General features: G+C 72.9%; 14 protein-coding genes. 2 read left to right on the forward strand and 12 right to left on the reverse strand.

Annotated features, from left to right (window positions below):
• Positions 1 to 6: 6 nt before the first annotated feature.
• The 3 genes from Saso_RS21550 to Saso_RS21560 all read right to left on the reverse strand — a co-directional run bounded on the left by Saso_RS21550 (position 7) and on the right by Saso_RS21560 (position 2,466).
• Entirely contained in the window at positions 7 to 591 is a 585-nt protein-coding gene (locus Saso_RS21550) for a flavodoxin family protein (RefSeq protein WP_189925379.1), read from the reverse strand.
• Between the two features lie 143 nt (positions 592 to 734).
• Positions 735 to 1,925 carry an amidase family protein gene (locus Saso_RS21555; protein ID WP_189925377.1) on the reverse strand — a complete coding sequence of 397 codons (1,191 nt, stop codon included), beginning with the start codon at positions 1,923 to 1,925 and terminating at the stop codon, positions 735 to 737.
• A gap of 37 nt (positions 1,926 to 1,962) precedes the next feature.
• Entirely contained in the window at positions 1,963 to 2,466 is a 504-nt protein-coding gene (locus Saso_RS21560) for a hypothetical protein (protein ID WP_189925375.1), read from the reverse strand.
• A 217-nt stretch (positions 2,467 to 2,683) separates the two neighbouring features.
• Here Saso_RS21560 and Saso_RS21565 point away from each other — a divergent pair, with 217 nt between their 5' ends.
• A complete protein-coding gene (locus Saso_RS21565) occupies positions 2,684 to 4,270 on the forward strand; it encodes a tetratricopeptide repeat protein (RefSeq protein WP_189925373.1) in 1,587 nt (528 codons plus the stop codon).
• A gap of 58 nt (positions 4,271 to 4,328) precedes the next feature.
• Here the strand turns inward: Saso_RS21565 and Saso_RS21570 are convergent, their stop codons facing one another.
• The 4 genes from Saso_RS21570 to Saso_RS21585 all read right to left on the reverse strand — a co-directional run bounded on the left by Saso_RS21570 (position 4,329) and on the right by Saso_RS21585 (position 8,168).
• Positions 4,329 to 5,282, reverse strand: a complete 954-nt coding sequence (locus tag Saso_RS21570; RefSeq protein ID WP_189925371.1) for a M28 family metallopeptidase — start codon at positions 5,280 to 5,282, stop codon at positions 4,329 to 4,331.
• A 166-nt stretch (positions 5,283 to 5,448) separates the two neighbouring features.
• The gene (locus Saso_RS21575; protein ID WP_189925369.1) at positions 5,449 to 5,934 is read right to left on the reverse strand and encodes a VOC family protein; all 486 of its coding nucleotides are present in this window, start codon (positions 5,932 to 5,934) and stop codon (positions 5,449 to 5,451) included.
• Between the two features lie 111 nt (positions 5,935 to 6,045).
• Positions 6,046 to 7,137, reverse strand: a complete 1,092-nt coding sequence (gene rarD, locus Saso_RS21580; protein WP_189925367.1) for an EamA family transporter RarD — start codon at positions 7,135 to 7,137, stop codon at positions 6,046 to 6,048.
• A gap of 176 nt (positions 7,138 to 7,313) precedes the next feature.
• The gene (locus Saso_RS21585) at positions 7,314 to 8,168 is read right to left on the reverse strand and encodes an SDR family oxidoreductase (RefSeq protein ID WP_189925365.1); all 855 of its coding nucleotides are present in this window, start codon (positions 8,166 to 8,168) and stop codon (positions 7,314 to 7,316) included.
• Between the two features lie 97 nt (positions 8,169 to 8,265).
• Between Saso_RS21585 and Saso_RS21590 the strand changes: the two genes are divergently transcribed.
• Positions 8,266 to 8,700 carry a winged helix-turn-helix transcriptional regulator gene (locus Saso_RS21590; protein WP_189925363.1) on the forward strand — a complete coding sequence of 145 codons (435 nt, stop codon included), beginning with the start codon at positions 8,266 to 8,268 and terminating at the stop codon, positions 8,698 to 8,700.
• A gap of 184 nt (positions 8,701 to 8,884) precedes the next feature.
• On the opposite strand, the gene Saso_RS21595 is transcribed toward Saso_RS21590, so the two are convergent.
• The 5 genes from Saso_RS21595 to Saso_RS21615 all read right to left on the reverse strand — a co-directional run bounded on the left by Saso_RS21595 (position 8,885) and on the right by Saso_RS21615 (position 15,946).
• Complete coding sequence (locus tag Saso_RS21595) at positions 8,885 to 9,964, reverse strand: 2-oxoacid:ferredoxin oxidoreductase subunit beta (RefSeq protein ID WP_189925361.1); 1,080 nt, start codon at positions 9,962 to 9,964, stop codon at positions 8,885 to 8,887.
• Positions 9,957 to 11,903: a 2-oxoacid:acceptor oxidoreductase subunit alpha gene (locus Saso_RS21600; RefSeq protein WP_189925359.1), complete on the reverse strand. Its 1,947-nt coding sequence runs from the start codon at positions 11,901 to 11,903 to the stop codon at positions 9,957 to 9,959. The genes Saso_RS21595 and Saso_RS21600 overlap by 8 nt, the downstream gene beginning before the upstream one ends.
• A gap of 268 nt (positions 11,904 to 12,171) precedes the next feature.
• Positions 12,172 to 12,843 (reverse strand): response regulator transcription factor, encoded by a 672-nt coding sequence (locus Saso_RS21605; RefSeq protein ID WP_189925357.1) that lies wholly within the window; start codon positions 12,841 to 12,843, stop codon positions 12,172 to 12,174.
• Positions 12,844 to 13,183: 340 nt separating this feature from the next.
• Positions 13,184 to 14,596: a sensor histidine kinase gene (locus tag Saso_RS21610; protein WP_189925355.1), complete on the reverse strand. Its 1,413-nt coding sequence runs from the start codon at positions 14,594 to 14,596 to the stop codon at positions 13,184 to 13,186.
• Positions 14,597 to 14,755: 159 nt separating this feature from the next.
• Positions 14,756 to 15,946 (reverse strand): sensor histidine kinase, encoded by a 1,191-nt coding sequence (locus Saso_RS21615; protein WP_189925353.1) that lies wholly within the window; start codon positions 15,944 to 15,946, stop codon positions 14,756 to 14,758.
• Positions 15,947 to 16,205 lie beyond the last annotated feature (259 nt).

Genomic DNA, 16,205 nt, shown 5'->3' on the forward strand with positions numbered 1-16,205 from the left:
GCGGGGTCAGCCGTCGTACAGGAAGCGGGCCGGCGGGGCCTCCTGGGCGAAGAACGTCTTCGCGCGCGTCAGCGCCTGCGTGTCCCCGAGGACGTCACCGGGCTTGCTGCCGTTGCCGAGCAGGACCCCGCCGAACGACATCCCCAGGTAGGCGGCGGAGTTGTGGAGCGTGCCGACGAGGGGATCGGCGACCACCGGCTGGTCGTCCGCGAGGGCGGTGACGCCCCAGAGGGTGCGCCCGGCGAGCCTCTCCTTGAAGCCGAGGCCGGGGGTGCGCAGCCAGCCCGCCCAGTGGTCCAGGTAGCGCTTGGTCTGGGCGGACACCGAGTACCAGTACAGCGGCGAGACGATCACGATGTCGGTCGCGGCGAGCGTGGCGTCGAGCAGCAGTGCCTCGGCGCCCTCGGTGGGCCGGACGCGGTCGGCGTCGTGCCGCTGGTCCTCGAAGTCGGGCAGCGGGTGCTGGAGCAGGCTGATCCACGTCTGCCCGACGTCGGCGGGCAACTGCTCGGCGGCGGCGCGGGCCAGCGACTCGGTGTTGCCGTCCGGGCGGCTGCTGCCCAGCACGAACAGGAAACTGCGACGGCTCATGATCCGGTCCCCCAGGTAGTCGGCGTACGACGATATTCTGCACCTGCATTATATGCGTGCGCAACCTTTAGGCAGGGGTCCTTCGCACGCCGGACCGCACGCCGGACCGCACGCCGGGCTCCCCGCCCGTGCCGCACGCCGGACTACGCGCCGGGCCGCACGGCTCGGGCCGCGGCCAGCAGGGCCGATTCCCCGCCGTGCGCCGCGACGATCTGGAGGCCCACCGGGCACCCGTCGGCGCCGACCCCCGCCGGGACGCTGATCGCCGGGTGGCCGCTCAGGTTGAACGCCCAGGTGAGCGCCGTCGAGTAGCGGTCGCCCGGTCCTTCGTGGCCGTGTGCCGCGTGGGGGGTGGTCGGGGTCAGCAGCAGGTCGGCGTGGGCGAAGAAGCCGGCCAGCACCCGGTCGTTGACGTCACGGACGCGTTCCGCGGACCGCGTGTCCGAGCCCGGGGTGCGCAGCGCGAGCCAGGCCGCGGCGGGGTCGGCCAGCCGGGGCGGCGCGGGAGCCGGCGCCGTCCGGACGGCACCGGCCTCGGCGAGACGGCCGGCCGCGGCACGGGCCAGGGCGAGCGGACCGTGGTCGGGATCGACGAATCCGAGACCGGCGGAGAAGACGGCGAGGGGCGGGGACGCGCCACCCGGAGCCGGAGCCGGAGCCGGAGCCGGAGCCGGAGCCGGAGGCAAGGCCGGCACCGGTATCGGTGCCCGTGCCGCGGTCATGGCCAGGAGGTAGGCCTCGGCGTCGACCGCGTGGCGGACGAGCACACCGGGCGCCGCCAGCCCCGTACGGTCCCGGGAGGCGGCCGGTACCGCGGGCCCGGACGGCGCCCGCGGGTTGGTGGTCTTCAGGCCGATGACCGCGCACCACGCGGCCGGGATCCGCACCGAGCCCGCCCCGTCGCTGCCGGTCGCCAGGGGGACCAGTCCGGCGGCCACCGCGGCGGCGGACCCCGCCGAGGAGCCGCCCGGCGTGCGGTCGGGGCGCCACGGATTCACCGTGCGCCCGTGCGCGCCGAGGCCCCAGGTCTGCCAGGGGGTGCCGGGACCGGGTACGGCGGTCGCCCCCACCGGCACGCATCCGGCGGCGACCAGCGGGGCTGCCGCGCGCAACCCGTGACGTCCCTTGACGCCGATCGGCACCCCGGCCAGCGGCAGCCACTCGCCCGCGGCGACCCGCCCGTCGACCTCACGCGCCCACGCCCGCGCCCGCTCGTCCCACACCTCGGCGAAGGCGCACAGGAAGCGGTCGAACCGCTCGATCCGTCCGAGTGCCTCGCCGACCACCTCCACGGCCGACGGTGAACCCGTCCGCACGGCCGCGGCGAGCTCCACGGCGGGCGGCCACCGGGGGAACCGGGTCCCGCCCAGCTCAGCGGGTCCCGGTGAGCCGGGACAGCGGCGCCGTCTCACGGGGCGGGTTCCCGCCCAGGTCACCGAGGCGCCAGTCGGTCACCCACGGGACGCGGTACACGTCGATGACGGACTCGATCACGCGCACCTGCCGGACGAGCTCCCGGGGAAGCCTGCCGGGCGCGTCGGCGACGAGGACCACCGCGTCCAGGTCGAGCCCGTGCGGTGCCTCGCCGCGCCGGAAGGACTCGACGGCCCGCAGGGCGGACGCCAGCCCGGCCGCATGGGTCCGCGCCACCAGCAGCACGGACGGGGGATCACCGGCACCGGGCCACCCGCGTCCGCAGTCCCGGCCGCCGTAGACCGCCGCGAGCGTGGAGCCACCGGCCCCGCCGTGCGTGGACACCCAGGAGAACCGCCGGGGCGTGGCCACGGCGGCGTACGGCACCGGGACCGGATCGGGTGCGGCCACCGGCCCGCGGATCCAGATCTCCGGTCCGCGCCGCCCGTCCGTCGTCCCCATGACCCGCGTTCCTCCCAGTCGTCGCCGTCCCTCCGGGACGCCCCCGATCCTGGCGGTCCCGCGGCCGCCGCGGAAAGCGGCGCGTGGGTTCCTGGAACGAGGCTGTGACGTCGTGGTGACGCGCGGACCGGGAGTGCTCGGAGAGACTCAACAGTACGTGTACACGTACGCGTACCTGGACGACCGGATCGTGACGACGCATCCGAGTGAGGAACCGATGTCTCGACTCAGCCGCGAGAAGAAGCGGGAACAGAAGCACGCCGACCGTACGGCCGGCGTGGTGGCACCGCTCGACGTCCACGTCCGCACGGGCGGGACCGCGACGATGGGCGGCGTACCCGTCGTGGCGGCCGACGGCGAGGAGATCCAGCGCGCCGTTCTGAGCCACCTGCACCGCATCGCCCTCGCCACCGGGCATCCGGTGTGCGCCACGGTCCACGACGAGCGCATCGGCTACGTCGTCGCCCTGCGCGTGGACCCGGACGGCTCCAGCCACTTCACGGGGGAACCCTCGCGGCTGCCCGCGGCGGCATCGGCGCCCCGTGAGGAGACGGCACAGACGGCACCGGTCGCGGCCCCGGCCCCGCAGGGCCCGGCCGATCCCGCCCCCGCCGCTCCCGCACCCCCCGCGGGCCTTCCCGCGCCTGCCGCCGGTCCGGCGCCGTCCGACGCGCCCGCGCCCGCGTTCGCCGACGCGCCCGCGTTCCCGGAGGCGCCCGCCTTCACGCACGTCTCGGAGTTCGAGGACGTCTCGGCGTTCACGGACGTCTCGGAGTTCGCCGACGGGCCCGCGTTCGTGGACGCGCCGGATTTCGTCGACGACGAGTCACCCGTTCGGGTGGAGCGCGACGAGGCCACGCATCTCCTGCGCCAGGTGCCGGACCCGGCGGCGGGGGACTCGGCCCCGACCTTCCGGATGCGCGCGCTGTCCGACCCGGATGCGGACCGGGCACCGCGGCCGGCCTCCCACGGGGAAGGCACCCTGCCTCCGGGGACGGTCATCGCGCCCACGGGCGTCTTCGGCCCGCCCCCGTCGATGGACGAGCGGCCGGCCCCGGACAACACCACCGGCACCTCCGTCCCCACGCCACCCAGGGCCACCGCTTCCGCCCCGAGCCCGATCCCCGCCCCCGTCCCGCTTCCGCTCCCGGTTCCCGCGCCCGCCCCGGTGAGCGGTACCGGCACCGGTCCCGCGCTCATGCCCCTGCTCCCCGAGGGCCTCGTCCCCGACGCGGCCTTCGAACCCGACCCGGGTACCAAGCCCGCGCCCGCCCGCGGCTTCGACGCCATCGCCGAGGCGGTGCTCGGGGACGACCCCCGCACCCTGCACGGCGACGGGAGCGGCCCGGCCCTCCTCGCGGAACCGAACGCGCGGATCAACGAGGCCGTGCGCTCGGGCCGTACGGAAGACGCGGCCGCGCTCGCGGAGCGGACCGTGGTGGAGGCGTCCGCGACACTGGGCCCCGAACACCCCGAGGTGCTCCGGCTGCGCGAACTCACGGCGTACATCGCCTATCTGGCGGGCGATCCGCTGCGCGCCTTCCACGTCTCCCTCGACCTGACCCGGATCCACCGCCGGGCCGGGGACGCGGAGGCCGCGTACGGCAACGTCCAGAGCGCGGCCTCGGCCTGGCGTGCCGTACGCGACCCCTTCCAGGGCCTGAACCTGGGGACCGAACTCCTCGCCCTGTGGACGGAACTCACCACCGAGGAGGGTCCGGCCGCCGACGACGTCGAAGAGCTGGAGTCGGCCCGCGCGCGCATGCTCCGGCTGGCCGCCCGCGCCCGTAAGGCGGGCGGGTAGCGGCACGAGCGGTCGGCCGGGTGCGCGCGGGCCGGTCAGCCGGGTGCGCGCCGGCCGGTCAGGAGGACAGGGCCCAGACGGCGTACGCGACGGCGTCCGCGTTGCGGTCCAGGGCAGTGTCGTCGATGTTCGCCGTGGTGTCGCAGGACGAGTGGTAGCAGCGGTCGAACGCCCGTCCTGACGTGCCGCCCCACTTGGCCGCCTGCGCCGCCGTCTTGATGTAGTCGGCGCCGCTGAACAGGCCGCCCACCGGCACTCCCGCGCTCTTGAACGGGGCGTGGTCGGACCGGCCGTCGCCCTCGGTCTCGATCTCCGTGGGAATGCCGACGCCGGCGAAGTAGTCCTTGAAGGTCTTCTCGATGGTCGGATCGTCGTCGTAGACGAAGTAGCCGGGGTTCGGCGAGCCGATCATGTCGAAGTTGAGGTAGCCGGTGATGCGGGCCCGGTTGGCCGAGGAGAGGTTGTTGACGTAGTACCGGGAGCCGACCATGCCGAGTTCCTCAGCGCCCCACCAGCCGAACCGCAGGTGCTTGGTGGGGTGGAAGCCGGCTCTGGCCACGGCGAGTGCCGTCTCCAGGACGGCCGCGGAGCCGGAGCCGTTGTCGTTGATCCCGGCCCCGGCCGTCACGGAGTCCAGGTGGGAGCCGGCCATGAGGACCTTGTTGGTGTCCCCGCCGGGCCAGTCGGCGACGAGGTTGTAGCCGGTGCGGCCGGACGACGTGAACTGCTGGACGGTGGTGGTGTAGCCGGCGGCGTCCAGCTTGGCCTTCACGTAGTCGAGCGACGCCTTGTAGCCGGTCCGGCCGTGCGCCCGGTTGCCGCCGTTGGCGGTGGCGATGGACTGGAGCTGGGTCAGGTGCGCCTTGACGTTGGCCACCGGGATGTCGGGAGCGGCGGCGATCGTCGCGGACTCGGGGGCGGGCGCCGCCCCGGCTATGGACCCGGTGGTGAGCAGGGTGGCGGCCGCGAGGACGGCGGTGGCCGTCGCGCGCCCGGAAACGGGGAGCTTCATGGTGGGGGGCTCCGAATTCCAGGGGGGACAACCATGGGCGCCCGTCGAACACCTGGGCGCCCACAGGTAATCCACAGTGATTGGGGTGACTGGATGGTGAAGCCGTGGCCAACATTCCGTCAAGAGCGCTATCCGGACAGCGGGTTCACCTACCGGAGCCCCCCTCTCAGTGCACGCAGAACTCGTTGCCCTCCGGGTCCGTCATGACCACCCACTGCCCGGACGGCTCCCGCACCTCCCGCAGCACGCTCGCCCCGAGCGCCGTCAGCCGCCCGACCTCGGCGGCGCGCAGTTCCGCCCCGGGGTGCAGGTCGAGATGGAGCCGGTTCTTGACCGTCTTCGCCTCCGGCACCCGCTGGAACAGCAGCCGCCGTCCCAGCCCGGTCCCGCTGTCGGGGTCGTACGGGTCGTCGGGGTGGCGTACGGCGATCAGATCGCGGAACGCCGGGCGGCCGTGGAACTCCACCGTCGCCGCCCCCGGCAGTGCGCCGAGTTCCAGCAGCCGCTCGACGAGCGCGCTGTTGTCCTCGACCTCGTAGTGCAGCGCGCCGGCCCAGAAATCGGCCTGGGCATGGGGGTCGGCGCAGTCGACCACGAGCTTCCAGTGGACGGGCGCGGGCCGTGCCTCGGGTACTCCTGATGTCTCGGTCATGCGGTCACTTCTAGCAGCCCCGCCCGGGTCGGGCGGCCCCCACGCCGTGAGCGGCCGGCTCCCGCGGTCGCCGTCGGCCGCCGTCCGGCCACCCCGGCGGTGCCGGTGGATCTACGGCTTCGGGAGGGGAGCGGTGCCCGCCTCCGCGACCGGGGCGCCGGGCATGTCGGCGATGCCGGGCAGGTCGCAGGCGCCGCCGGGCACGGCGGCCGCCGCGGCGCCCACGGGCTCCGGGACCCCGGTCCCCTCGGTCCCGCCGGTGGGCTCCACGGGCCCGGCGGACCGGGCGGCCCTGGGGCCGAGCGCGCGGGCCGACCGGCGCGAGGTGCGCAGCGCGTCCCAGGTGAGCAGCACCAGCGCCAGCCACACCAGCGCGAACCCGGCCCAGCGCTCGGCCGGCATGGCCTCGTGGAAGTAGACGACGCCGAGCAGGAACTGGAAGACGGGCGCCAGGTACTGGAGCAGCCCCAGCGTGGAGAGCGGCACGCGGATCGCCGCCGCGCCGAAGCAGACCAGGGGAATCGCGGTGACGATGCCGGTGGAGGCGAGCAGCGCCGCGTGTCCGGGGCCCCCGGTCGCGAAGGTGAGGTCGCCGTGCGCGCCCAGCCACAGCAGGTAGGCCAGCGCGGGCAGGAACTGGACGGCGGTCTCGGCGGCCAGCGACTCGACCCCGCCGAGGTCGACCTTCTTCTTCACCAGCCCGTAGGTGGCGAACGAGAAGGCGAGGACGAGGGAGATCCACGGCGGACGGCCGTACCCGATGGCCAGGACGAGCACCGCGGCGACGCCGACGCCGACCGCCGCCCACTGCGTCGGCCGCAGCCGTTCCTTGAGGATCAGCACGCCCATCGCGATGGTGACCAGCGGGTTGATGAAGTACCCGAGGGACGCCTCGACGACGTGGCCGCTGTTCACGGCCCAGATGTAGACGCCCCAGTTCACGGTGATGACGGCGGCGGCGATCACGACGAGTCCCAGCCGGCGCGGCTGGCGCAGCAGCTCGCCGGCCCAGGCCCAGCGTCGTACGACGAGCAGCGCGGCGGCCACGAAGACGAGGGACCACACCATGCGGTGGGCCAGGATCTCGGTCGCTCCGGCCGGCTTGAGCAGCGGCCAGAAGAGGGGGACGAGCCCCCACATCCCGTAGGCCGCGAGACCGTTCAGCAGGCCTATGCGGCCCTCACCCTTGGATGTCCCGGCCACGGGCCCCTCCTTGCTCACGTCAGACATGCGTGGACGAAGGTAACGCCGGACACCCCCGGCTGTCATGTCCGTATCGCCATACGGTCATGACAGCCGGGGGTGGTGTGGCGCGGGGGTGCCGGGCGCGCGGTGCGAGGCCCCGCGGGGGAGAGCCGCGGGGGAGTGCCCGCCCCTTGTCAGCCCTTGAGCGCGGCCGTGATCGCCTCGGCGAGCGGTGTGGTCGGACGGCCCGCCAGCCGGGACAGGTCGCCGCTGGACACGACGAGCTCGCCCTTCTCGATCGACGCGTCGACGCCGGCCAGGATGGCGGCGAACGCCTCGGGCAGCCCGGCGCCGGTCAGGATGCCGACGAGCACCTCGCCCGGGACGGCGTTGTAGGCGATCTTCTTGCCGGTCTGCCGGCTCAGCTCGGCCGCGTACTCGGCGAAGCTCCACGCCTCGTCGCCGCCCAGCTCGTACGTCTTGTTCTCGTGGCCCTCGCCGGTCAGCACGGCGACGGCGGCGGCCGCGTAGTCGGCGCGGGAGGCGGAGGAGACCCGGCCCTCCCCGGCGGCGGCCACGACGGCGTCGTGCTCCAGCACCGGCGCGAGGTTCTCGGTGTAGTTCTCGTGGTACCAGCCGTTGCGCAGCAGCGTGTAGGGCAGGCCGGAGGCGAGCAGCGCCCGCTCGGTCGCTCGGTGGTCGTCCGCCAGCGCCGCGCTCAGCGAGCCCGGCGCGCTGGTGTACGCGAGCAGCGCGACGCCGGCCGCCTTCGCGGCGTTGATCACGACCTGGTGCTGGGCCGGGCGGCCCTTGTCGAACTCGTTGCCCGAGATCAGCAGCACCTTGTCGCCGGAGGCGAAGAGACTGCCGAAGGTCTCGGGGGCGTTGTAGTCGGCGACGGCGAGCTGCACGCCGCGGGCCGCGAAGTCGGCGGCCTTGGCCTCGTCGCGGACGACGGCCGTGATCTGCTCCGCCGGAACTTTCTCCAGCAACTGCTCGACGACGTGACGGCCGAGGTGTCCGGTGGCTCCGGTGACGACGATGCTCATGGCTCAGCAACTCCTTGTGGGGGTCTGCGGGTCTGTCTCCGACCCTAGAAGCTGCACTTACCGAAAGAAAGTACCCACTTTGAAGTAAGGTACTGGCATGACGGTAAGTGAACAGGTCGCCCCGGTGGATCCGCTCGCGTTCTCCGAGGCCGAGGGCATGTGCCCGCACCGGCTGGTCCTCGAGCACGTCACCAGCCGGTGGGGTGTCCTGGTGCTGATCGAGCTGCTGAGCCGCTCGTACCGGTTCAGCGAACTGCGCCGGGCGGTCAGCGCGGTCAGCGGACCGGGCCGGCCCGTCAGCGAGAAGATGCTCGCGCAGACCCTCCAGACCCTCGAACGCGACGGCCTGGTGCACCGCGACGCCAAGCCGGTGATCCCTCCGCGCGTCGACTACTCCCTGACCGGCCTCGGCCGGGAGGCGGCGGAGCAGGTGCGCGCGCTGGCCCTGTGGACGCACACCCGGATGCCGGACGTGCAGCGGGCCCGCCGGGCCTACGACGAGGCCCGGGAGCCGCACCCCCGGACCTCGTGACCTCGCCCGCCGACCCGGCGGTGACGGTCGGACGGTCGCCCGCAGCGGACGCCCGGACGGGTGCGCGCCCACCGGCGTGCGCGCCCCCGGTGTGCGCTCCGGGTGGGCGCCCCCGGCGGATGCCCGCGACGGGCGCCGAGGGGGCGTACGCGCCCGTGCGGTCCTCGCACGGGCGCCCTTCGTGTCAGCCGACGACCGTCCAGGTGTCGCCGCCCGCCAGCAGCGCCGCCAGATCGCCCTTGCCGTGCTGGTCGATGGCCGCGTCCAGCTGGTCCGCCAGCTGGGTGTCGTACACCTGCCGTTCGACCGAGCGCAGCACGCCGATCGGGGTGTGGTGCAGGGTGTCCGGATCGGCCAGCCGGGACAGCGCGAAGGCGGTGGTCGGGGACGCGGCGTGCGCGTCGTGGACCAGGACGTCCGCCTCGTTCTCCGGGGTCACCGTGACGACCCGCAGGTCACCCGTGGCCGGGTCGCGCACCACGCCCCGCGCGCGGTCCGCGCCGAAGCGGATCTGCTGCCCGTGCTCCAGCCGGATCACCGCCTCCTCGGCCGACTGCCGGTCCTTCAGCACCTCGAACGCGCCGTCGTTGAAGATGTTGCAGTTCTGGTAGATCTCCACCAGCGCGGTGCCGGGGTGGGCGGCGGCCTGGCGCAGCACCTCCGTCAGGTGCTTGCGGTCCGAGTCGATGGTCCGCGCCACGAACGACGCCTCCGCGCCGATCGCCAGCGACACGGGGTTGAACGGCGCGTCGAGCGATCCCATCGGCGTCGACTTGGTGATCTTCCCGACCTCGGAGGTGGGCGAGTACTGGCCCTTGGTCAGCCCGTAGATCCGGTTGTTGAACAGCAGGATCTTCAGGTTCACGTTCCGCCGCAGGGCGTGGATCAGATGGTTGCCGCCGATGGACAGCGCGTCGCCGTCGCCGGTGACCACCCACACGCTCAGGTCCCGCCGTGAGGCGGCCAGACCGGTCGCGATCGCCGGCGCCCGCCCGTGGATGGAGTGCATGCCGTACGTGTTCATGTAGTACGGGAAGCGCGACGAGCAGCCGATGCCCGACACGAAGACGATGTTCTCCCTGGCCAGGCCCAGCTCCGGCATGAAGCCCTGGACGGCGGCGAGGATCGCGTAGTCACCGCAGCCGGGGCACCAGCGCACTTCCTGGTCGGACTTGAAGTCCTTCATGGACTGCCGGCCCTCGGCCTTGGGGACGAGCGAGAGCGCCTCGACCGTGCCCGCGCCTTCCCTGGACGTCTCAGCCATCGATGGCCTCCTTGAGCGCCGCGGCGAGCTGCTCCGCCTTGAACGGCATGCCGTTGACCTGGTTGTACGAATGCGCGTCGACCAGGTACTTCGCCCGTACGAGCAGGGCGAGCTGGCCGAGGTTCATCTCGGGGACGACGACCTTGTCGTAGCTCTTCAGCACCGCGCCCAGATTGCGCGGGAACGGGTTCAGGTGCCGCAGGTGCGCCTGCGCGATCGTCTCTCCCGCGGTGCGCAGCCGCCGTACCGCGGCGGTGATCGGCCCGTAGGTGGAACCCCAGCCGAGCACCAGGGTGTCCGCCTCGTGCGGATCGTCGACCTCCAGATCGGGGACGGCGATCCCGTCGACCTTGGCCTGGCGGGTGCGGACCATGAAGTCGTGGTTGGCCGGGGAGTAGGAGATGTTCCCGGTCCCGTCCTCCTTCTCGATCCCGCCGATGCGGTGCTCCAGCCCCGGCGTCCCCGGGACCGCCCACGGCCGGGCGAGGGTCTGCGGATCACGCTTGTACGGCCAGAAGACCTCGGTGCCGTCGGTCAGCGTGTGGTTGGGCCCCTGGGCGAACTGCACGGTCAGGTCCGGCAGCTCGTCGAGTTCGGGGATCCGCCACGGCTCCGAACCGTTGGCGAGATAGCCGTCGGACAGCAGCATCACCGGCGTGCGGTACGTCAGCGCGATCCGGGCCGCCTCCAGGGCCGCGTCGAAGCAGTCGGCCGGCGTGCGGGGCGCGACGATCGGCACCGGCGCCTCGCCGTTGCGTCCGAACATCGCCTGGAGCAGATCTGCCTGCTCGGTCTTGGTCGGCAGACCGGTCGACGGCCCGCCCCGCTGGATGTCCACGATCAGCAGGGGCAGTTCCATCGAGACCGCGAGCCCGATGGTCTCGCTCTTCAGCGCGACCCCCGGCCCCGACGTGGTCGTGACGGCGAGGGACCCCCCGAAGGCCGCCCCCAGGGCCGCCCCGATCCCGGCGATCTCGTCCTCCGCCTGGAACGTCCGCACGCCGAAGTTCTTGTGTCTGCTCAGCTCGTGCAGGATGTCGGAGGCCGGCGTGATCGGGTACGACCCCAGGAACAACGGCAGATCGGCCTGCCGGGACGCGCTGATCAGCCCGTACGCCAGCGCCAGGTTCCCGGAGATGTTCCGGTAGGTGCCGACGGGGAACGCCTTCGCGGCCGGGGCGACCTCGTAGCTGACGGCGAAGTCCTCGGTCGTCTCCCCGAAGTTCCACCCGGCACGGAAAGCGGCGAGGTTGGCGGCCGCGATCTCGGGCTTCTTCGCGAACTTCGACCTCAGGAACTTCTCCGTGCCCTCGGTGGGCCGGTGGTACATCCACGACAAGAGGCCGAGCGCGAACATGTTCTTGCTGCGCTCGGCCTCTTTGCGGCTGAGGTCGAATTCCTTGAGTGCCTCGACGGTCAGGGTGGTCAACGGGACCGGGTGGAGCTGGTAGCCGTCGAGGGAGCCGTCCTCCAGCGGCGAGGCCGCGTACCCCACCTTCTGCATCGCCCGTTTGGTGAACTCGTCCGTGTTGACGATGATCTCCGCGCCGCGTGGCAGGTCGGCGACGTTGGCCGCGAGTGCCGCCGGATTCATCGCGACCAGCACATTGGGCGCGTCGCCCGGTGTGAGGATGTCGTGGTCGGCGAAGTGCAGCTGGAACGAGGAGACGCCGGGCAGGGTGCCGGCGGGGGCGCGGATCTCGGCGGGGAAGTTCGGCAGGGTGGAGAGGTCGTTGCCGAACGACGCGGTCTCCGAGGTGAAACGGTCGCCGGTGAGCTGCATTCCGTCACCGGAGTCGCCCGCGAACCTGATGATCACCCGGTCGAGACGACGGACGTCCTTCGTCCCGCCCGGTTTGCGCTGTTCTCCCACGACGGACCCGTCGGTTCCGTCGACTCCGTCGGCCTGTTCCGCTGGACTGCTGACCTGACTGGTCACTGAACTGGACCTCCCTCGAGGTGGCTGTCCCGGCGGGCCTTCCCGAAGGTCCGCCACGGATCAACCCTACGGCTGTAAGGGTCGCCTTACCTCGGCCATTCGAATGACGGTCTGTGTCCCGAGACGGCCCGGCACCCCCGCTTTCATGATTTCCCGCTCCCCGGCGCCGGTCCGGCAGACGCTCCGGACCCGCGCCACGGTTTCACCGCTCGCTCGTTCGCCGCCCCCTACGGGTTCCCCCACCGGACGAAGGCACAGTGCCGTTCCGTCACGAATTGAGATAGGTGAGCACCGCGAGCACGCGGCGGTGATCCCCGTCGCTCGGCGACAGGCCGAGTTTCAGGAAGATGTTGCTGACGTGCTTCTCCACGGCCCCGTCGCTGACGACCAGCTGCCGCGCGATCGCCGAGTTCGTCCGCCCCTCGGCCATCAGCCCGAGGACCTCCCGCTCCCGCGGGGTGAGCCCGGTCAGCACGTCCTGCTTCCGGCTCCGCCCGAGCAGCTGCGCCACGACCTCCGGATCGAGGGCTGTTCCGCCCCGCGCGACCCGGACCACGGCGTCCACGAACTCCCGCACCTCCGCCACGCGGTCCTTGAGCAGATACCCCACCCCGCGGCTGGAACCGGCCAGCAGTTCGGTGGCGTACCTTTCCTCCACGTACTGCGACAGCACCAGCACCCCGAGACCGGGATGCGTCTTGCGCAGCTGGACGGCGGCCCGCACGCCTTCATCCGTATGGGTGGGCGGCATCCGCACGTCCGCGACGACGACATCGGGCAGCGCGCCCTCCTCGCCGAGCTCCGTGACGGTCTTGACCAACGCCTCGGCGTCCCCGACCCCGGCCACCACCTCGTGCCCCCGGTCGGTCAGCAACCGGGTCAGTCCCTCCCGCAACAGCACCGAATCCTCGGCGATGACCACCCGCACCCTGTCCTCCACGATCCTCGGCCCCCCAGCCGTCCACCCGTTGGTCGAACCAGTCAAGCATTCCGACCACGGGCGGGGAGTCCTTCGTGCACGTTTTCCGGCCGACTTCGAAAACGGACGGACGCCGGGGGACACGGACACGAAAGGGGACGGGGGCGGGGGTGGGGGGACGAGGGGTTGGACGACGAGGACGACAGGCGAGGCTTGACGACCGCGAGGCTTCACTTGCGCCGAGGCTTCACTTGCGCCGAGGCTTCGCGACCACCGGGGCTTGACGAGCGGCGACGCTGCACTGCCGCCGAGGGGGCCTCGGCGGCAGTGCAGCCTCGGGTACCGGGGGGCGCCGGGCGCCTCAGGCGGCGCCCTCCGCCCGCCAGGGCAGCTCCGCCGTCACCCGGGTGGGCCCGCCCACCGGCGAATCCACCACCAGGATCCCGTCGACCGCGTCCAGCCGTCCGGCCAGGCCGGCCAGCCCCGACCCCCCGCCGGACGCGTCCGCCCCGCCCACCCCGTCGTCCACCACCTGCAACATCAGCCGGTCCTGCGCCCGCCACACGTCGACCGAGGCCGACCGGGCCCCGCTGTGCTTGCTGATGTTCTGGAGCAGCTCCGAGACGGTGAAGTACGCGATCCCCTCGATCGCGGGCGCCGGCCGCTCCACCAGATCCACGTCCACCCGCACCGGCACCGTGCAGCGCGAGGCCACCGACGACAGCGCCGCGTCCAGCCCCCGGTCGGTCAGGACGGCCGGATGGATACCCCGCGCCAGGTCCCGCAGCTCCTGCAACGCCGTCTTCACCTCGCCGTGCGCCTCGTCCACCATGCGCGCCGCCGCCCGCGGGTCCTCCCGCAGCTTCTCCTTCGCCAGCCCCAGATCCATGGCCAGGGCCACCAGACGGGCCTGCGCGCCGTCGTGCAGATCACGCTCGATGCGCCGCAGATCGGCGGAGGCCGTGTCCACGACGACTCCCCGGTCCGACTCCAGCTCCACCACCCGGGCGCCCAGCGACGACGGGCCGAGCAGCCCGTGCACCATCAGCCGGTCCACCGTCGTCAGCGCCCGCACGATCCACGGCGCGGCCAGCGTGATCAGCAGGCCCACCAGCGCCGTCACCGCGATCTCGAAGGGGTTGTCGAGGTAGACGCTGTGCTGCTCGTCGCCGTACAGCTGGAGCCCGCCCTGACCCCCGTACATCGGGAAGACCCAGAACCACAGCGGGTACGTCAGCATGGACCAGCCGAACGACCACACGGTCACCGCGACGGAGAACGAGAACACCGCCCACGGGAACTGGAGCACCGCGTACAGCGCCTGCCGCCATGACGTGCCGCTCTTCAGGACGGCACCCATCCACGCCATCGCGCCCCGGCTCCGCGGCCGCAACGGCTCGGGATCGGCCACCTCCAGACCCAGCAGCCCCCGCGCCCGGACCCGCTCCAGCGCCCCGAAGCCACGGGCCGCGGCCAGCCCGGCCGCCAGCACCGGGACGCCGAGGAACGTCACCAGCAGGCCCGCGCCCAGCGACAGCATCGTGATCATGAACGTGAACAGCAGGACGCCGATCGGCAGACCGAGCACGACGTAGACGAGCTCCCGCCAGTGGCGTGCCGTGAACGGCTCACGCAGCCCCGCAGGCAGCAGCCGGCGCCGCCGTCCCGCGTCCGCGCGCCCGTACTCCGGCCCCGACCGGTCCTGGTGCCCGAACAGACCGAGGCCGTCCCCGACCTGGTCGTGCTGCCCGTACTGCCCGTACTGCGTGGCCATCGGCGTCGTCCGTTCTACTCGTCCTGGTCGTGGCGCAGTTGTCGATCCGTACCTCCCACCCTCCTCGGCGCCGCGCCCGCGGACCATGGAGTCCGTCGGCGTCTTGGCACGGGGGTTTTCCCTACCCCCGAGGCGCCGACGGGTCCGATCCGCCCGCTCTCAGCCCTGTCCGCGGTCGCGCCACGGCAGCTCCGCGGTCACCGTCGTGGGGCCGCCCGCCGGCGAATCCACGACGAACAGCCCGTCGACGGCGTCCAGCCGCTCCGCGAGCCCCCGCATCCCCGACCCGCCGTCGAGCCGGGCCCCGCCCCGGCCGTCGTCCCACACCTGGATGAGCAGCCGGTCGTCGGTCCGCCACACGTCGACCGAGGCCGACCGCGCCCCGCTGTGCTTGCTGATGTTCTGGAGCAGCTCCGAGACGGTGAAGTACGCGATGCCCTCGATGGCCGGCGCCGGCCGCGACGGCAGGTCGGCGGTCACCTTCACCGGCACCGTGCAGCGCGAGGCCACCGACGACAGCGCCGCGTCCAGCCCCCGGTCGGTCAGGACGGCCGGATGGATACCCCGCGCCAGGTCCCGCAGCTCCTGGAGCGCGAGCTTCACCTCGCCGTGTGCCTCCTCCACCATGGCCGCCACGGCGTCGTCGGCCTGCCCCTCCAGCAGCTTCTCCTTCGCCAGACCGAGCCCCATGGCCAGGTTGACGAGACGGGCCTGCGCCCCGTCGTGCAGATCACGCTCGATGCGCCGCAGATCGGCGGCCGCCGTGTCGACCACGACCCCCCGGTCCGACTCCAGCTCGGCGATCCGCCGCTCCAGCTCGTCGGAGGGCGACAGCAGGCCCCGCACCAGCGCCCGGTCCACGTTCGTCAGCCCGCGCGCCAGGAACGGCAGCACCGGCCACAGCACGAACAGCGCCGGCAGGACCACACCGAACGTCAGGACCCCCCAGGGCAGCCGCACGAGGTCGTACAGCACCGTCCGCCAGGCCACCGGGTCCTTCAGCACGAGCCACATCTGCTGGAGGACCCCGCCCGCCCGGCGCAGCGGCAACGGGCTCGGCTCGTCCACGCGCAGCCCGAGCAGCAGCCGCGCCCGCCCCCGCTCGAACCGGCCCAGCAGCCGCGCCCCGCCCAGCCCGAGCGCCAGCAGCGGGAAACCGATCACCGTGACCGTCATCGCGGCGCCGGTGACGATCACCGTCATCACATAGACGAACCCGATCAGCGCCATGGGCAGGTTCGTCAGGAGATGGGCGATCTCCCTCCACGTCTGCGGGGCGAAGGCGAAGCCGACCGGAGGCAGACGCTCCTCCGGGCCCCCGCGATCGGAACCTCTGGGATCGACGCTCACCGGCGTGAAGCTCGCGGGTGCGGAGCTCGCGTGTGCGGAGCTACCAGGCGAGTGGATACCGGGGGCGGGGCTCTCTGGCGTGGCGGCGGATCGGCCGGCGGCAGCGGTCATACGGGCTAGCCTGCCGCGCCGCACGGCGCCGCGCCATGAGGTCTGCCGCCTTCCCCGGCCGGGGGAAAACCCCCGCCCCACGGACCGAGGCGTGACGGGCTGCTTACCGTCCCTTTATCAGGGCCTAGACTCCCGTGCGTACAGATCG

This window comes from Streptomyces asoensis (assembly GCF_016860545.1).
In the GTDB taxonomy this organism is placed as follows: Bacteria; Actinomycetota; Actinomycetes; order Streptomycetales; family Streptomycetaceae; genus Streptomyces; species Streptomyces asoensis.

What these genes read in the sequence shown, in the direction of transcription:
- Saso_RS21550 (WP_189925379.1), bottom strand. Translation starts at nt 591, where the DNA reads ATGAGCCGTCGCAGTTTCCTGTTCGTGCTGGGCAGCAGCCGCCCGGAC.
- Saso_RS21560 (WP_189925375.1), bottom strand. Translation starts at nt 2,466, where the DNA reads ATGGGGACGACGGACGGGCGGCGCGGACCGGAGATCTGGATCCGCGGG.
- Saso_RS21565 (WP_189925373.1), top strand. Translation starts at nt 2,684, where the DNA reads ATGTCTCGACTCAGCCGCGAGAAGAAGCGGGAACAGAAGCACGCCGAC.
- Saso_RS21570 (WP_189925371.1), bottom strand. Translation starts at nt 5,282, where the DNA reads ATGAAGCTCCCCGTTTCCGGGCGCGCGACGGCCACCGCCGTCCTCGCG.
- Saso_RS21575 (WP_189925369.1), bottom strand. Translation starts at nt 5,934, where the DNA reads ATGACCGAGACATCAGGAGTACCCGAGGCACGGCCCGCGCCCGTCCAC.
- Saso_RS21585 (WP_189925365.1), bottom strand. Translation starts at nt 8,168, where the DNA reads ATGAGCATCGTCGTCACCGGAGCCACCGGACACCTCGGCCGTCACGTC.
- Saso_RS21590 (WP_189925363.1), top strand. Translation starts at nt 8,266, where the DNA reads ATGACGGTAAGTGAACAGGTCGCCCCGGTGGATCCGCTCGCGTTCTCC.
- Saso_RS21595 (WP_189925361.1), bottom strand. Translation starts at nt 9,964, where the DNA reads ATGGCTGAGACGTCCAGGGAAGGCGCGGGCACGGTCGAGGCGCTCTCG.
- Saso_RS21610 (WP_189925355.1), bottom strand. Translation starts at nt 14,596, where the DNA reads ATGGCCACGCAGTACGGGCAGTACGGGCAGCACGACCAGGTCGGGGAC.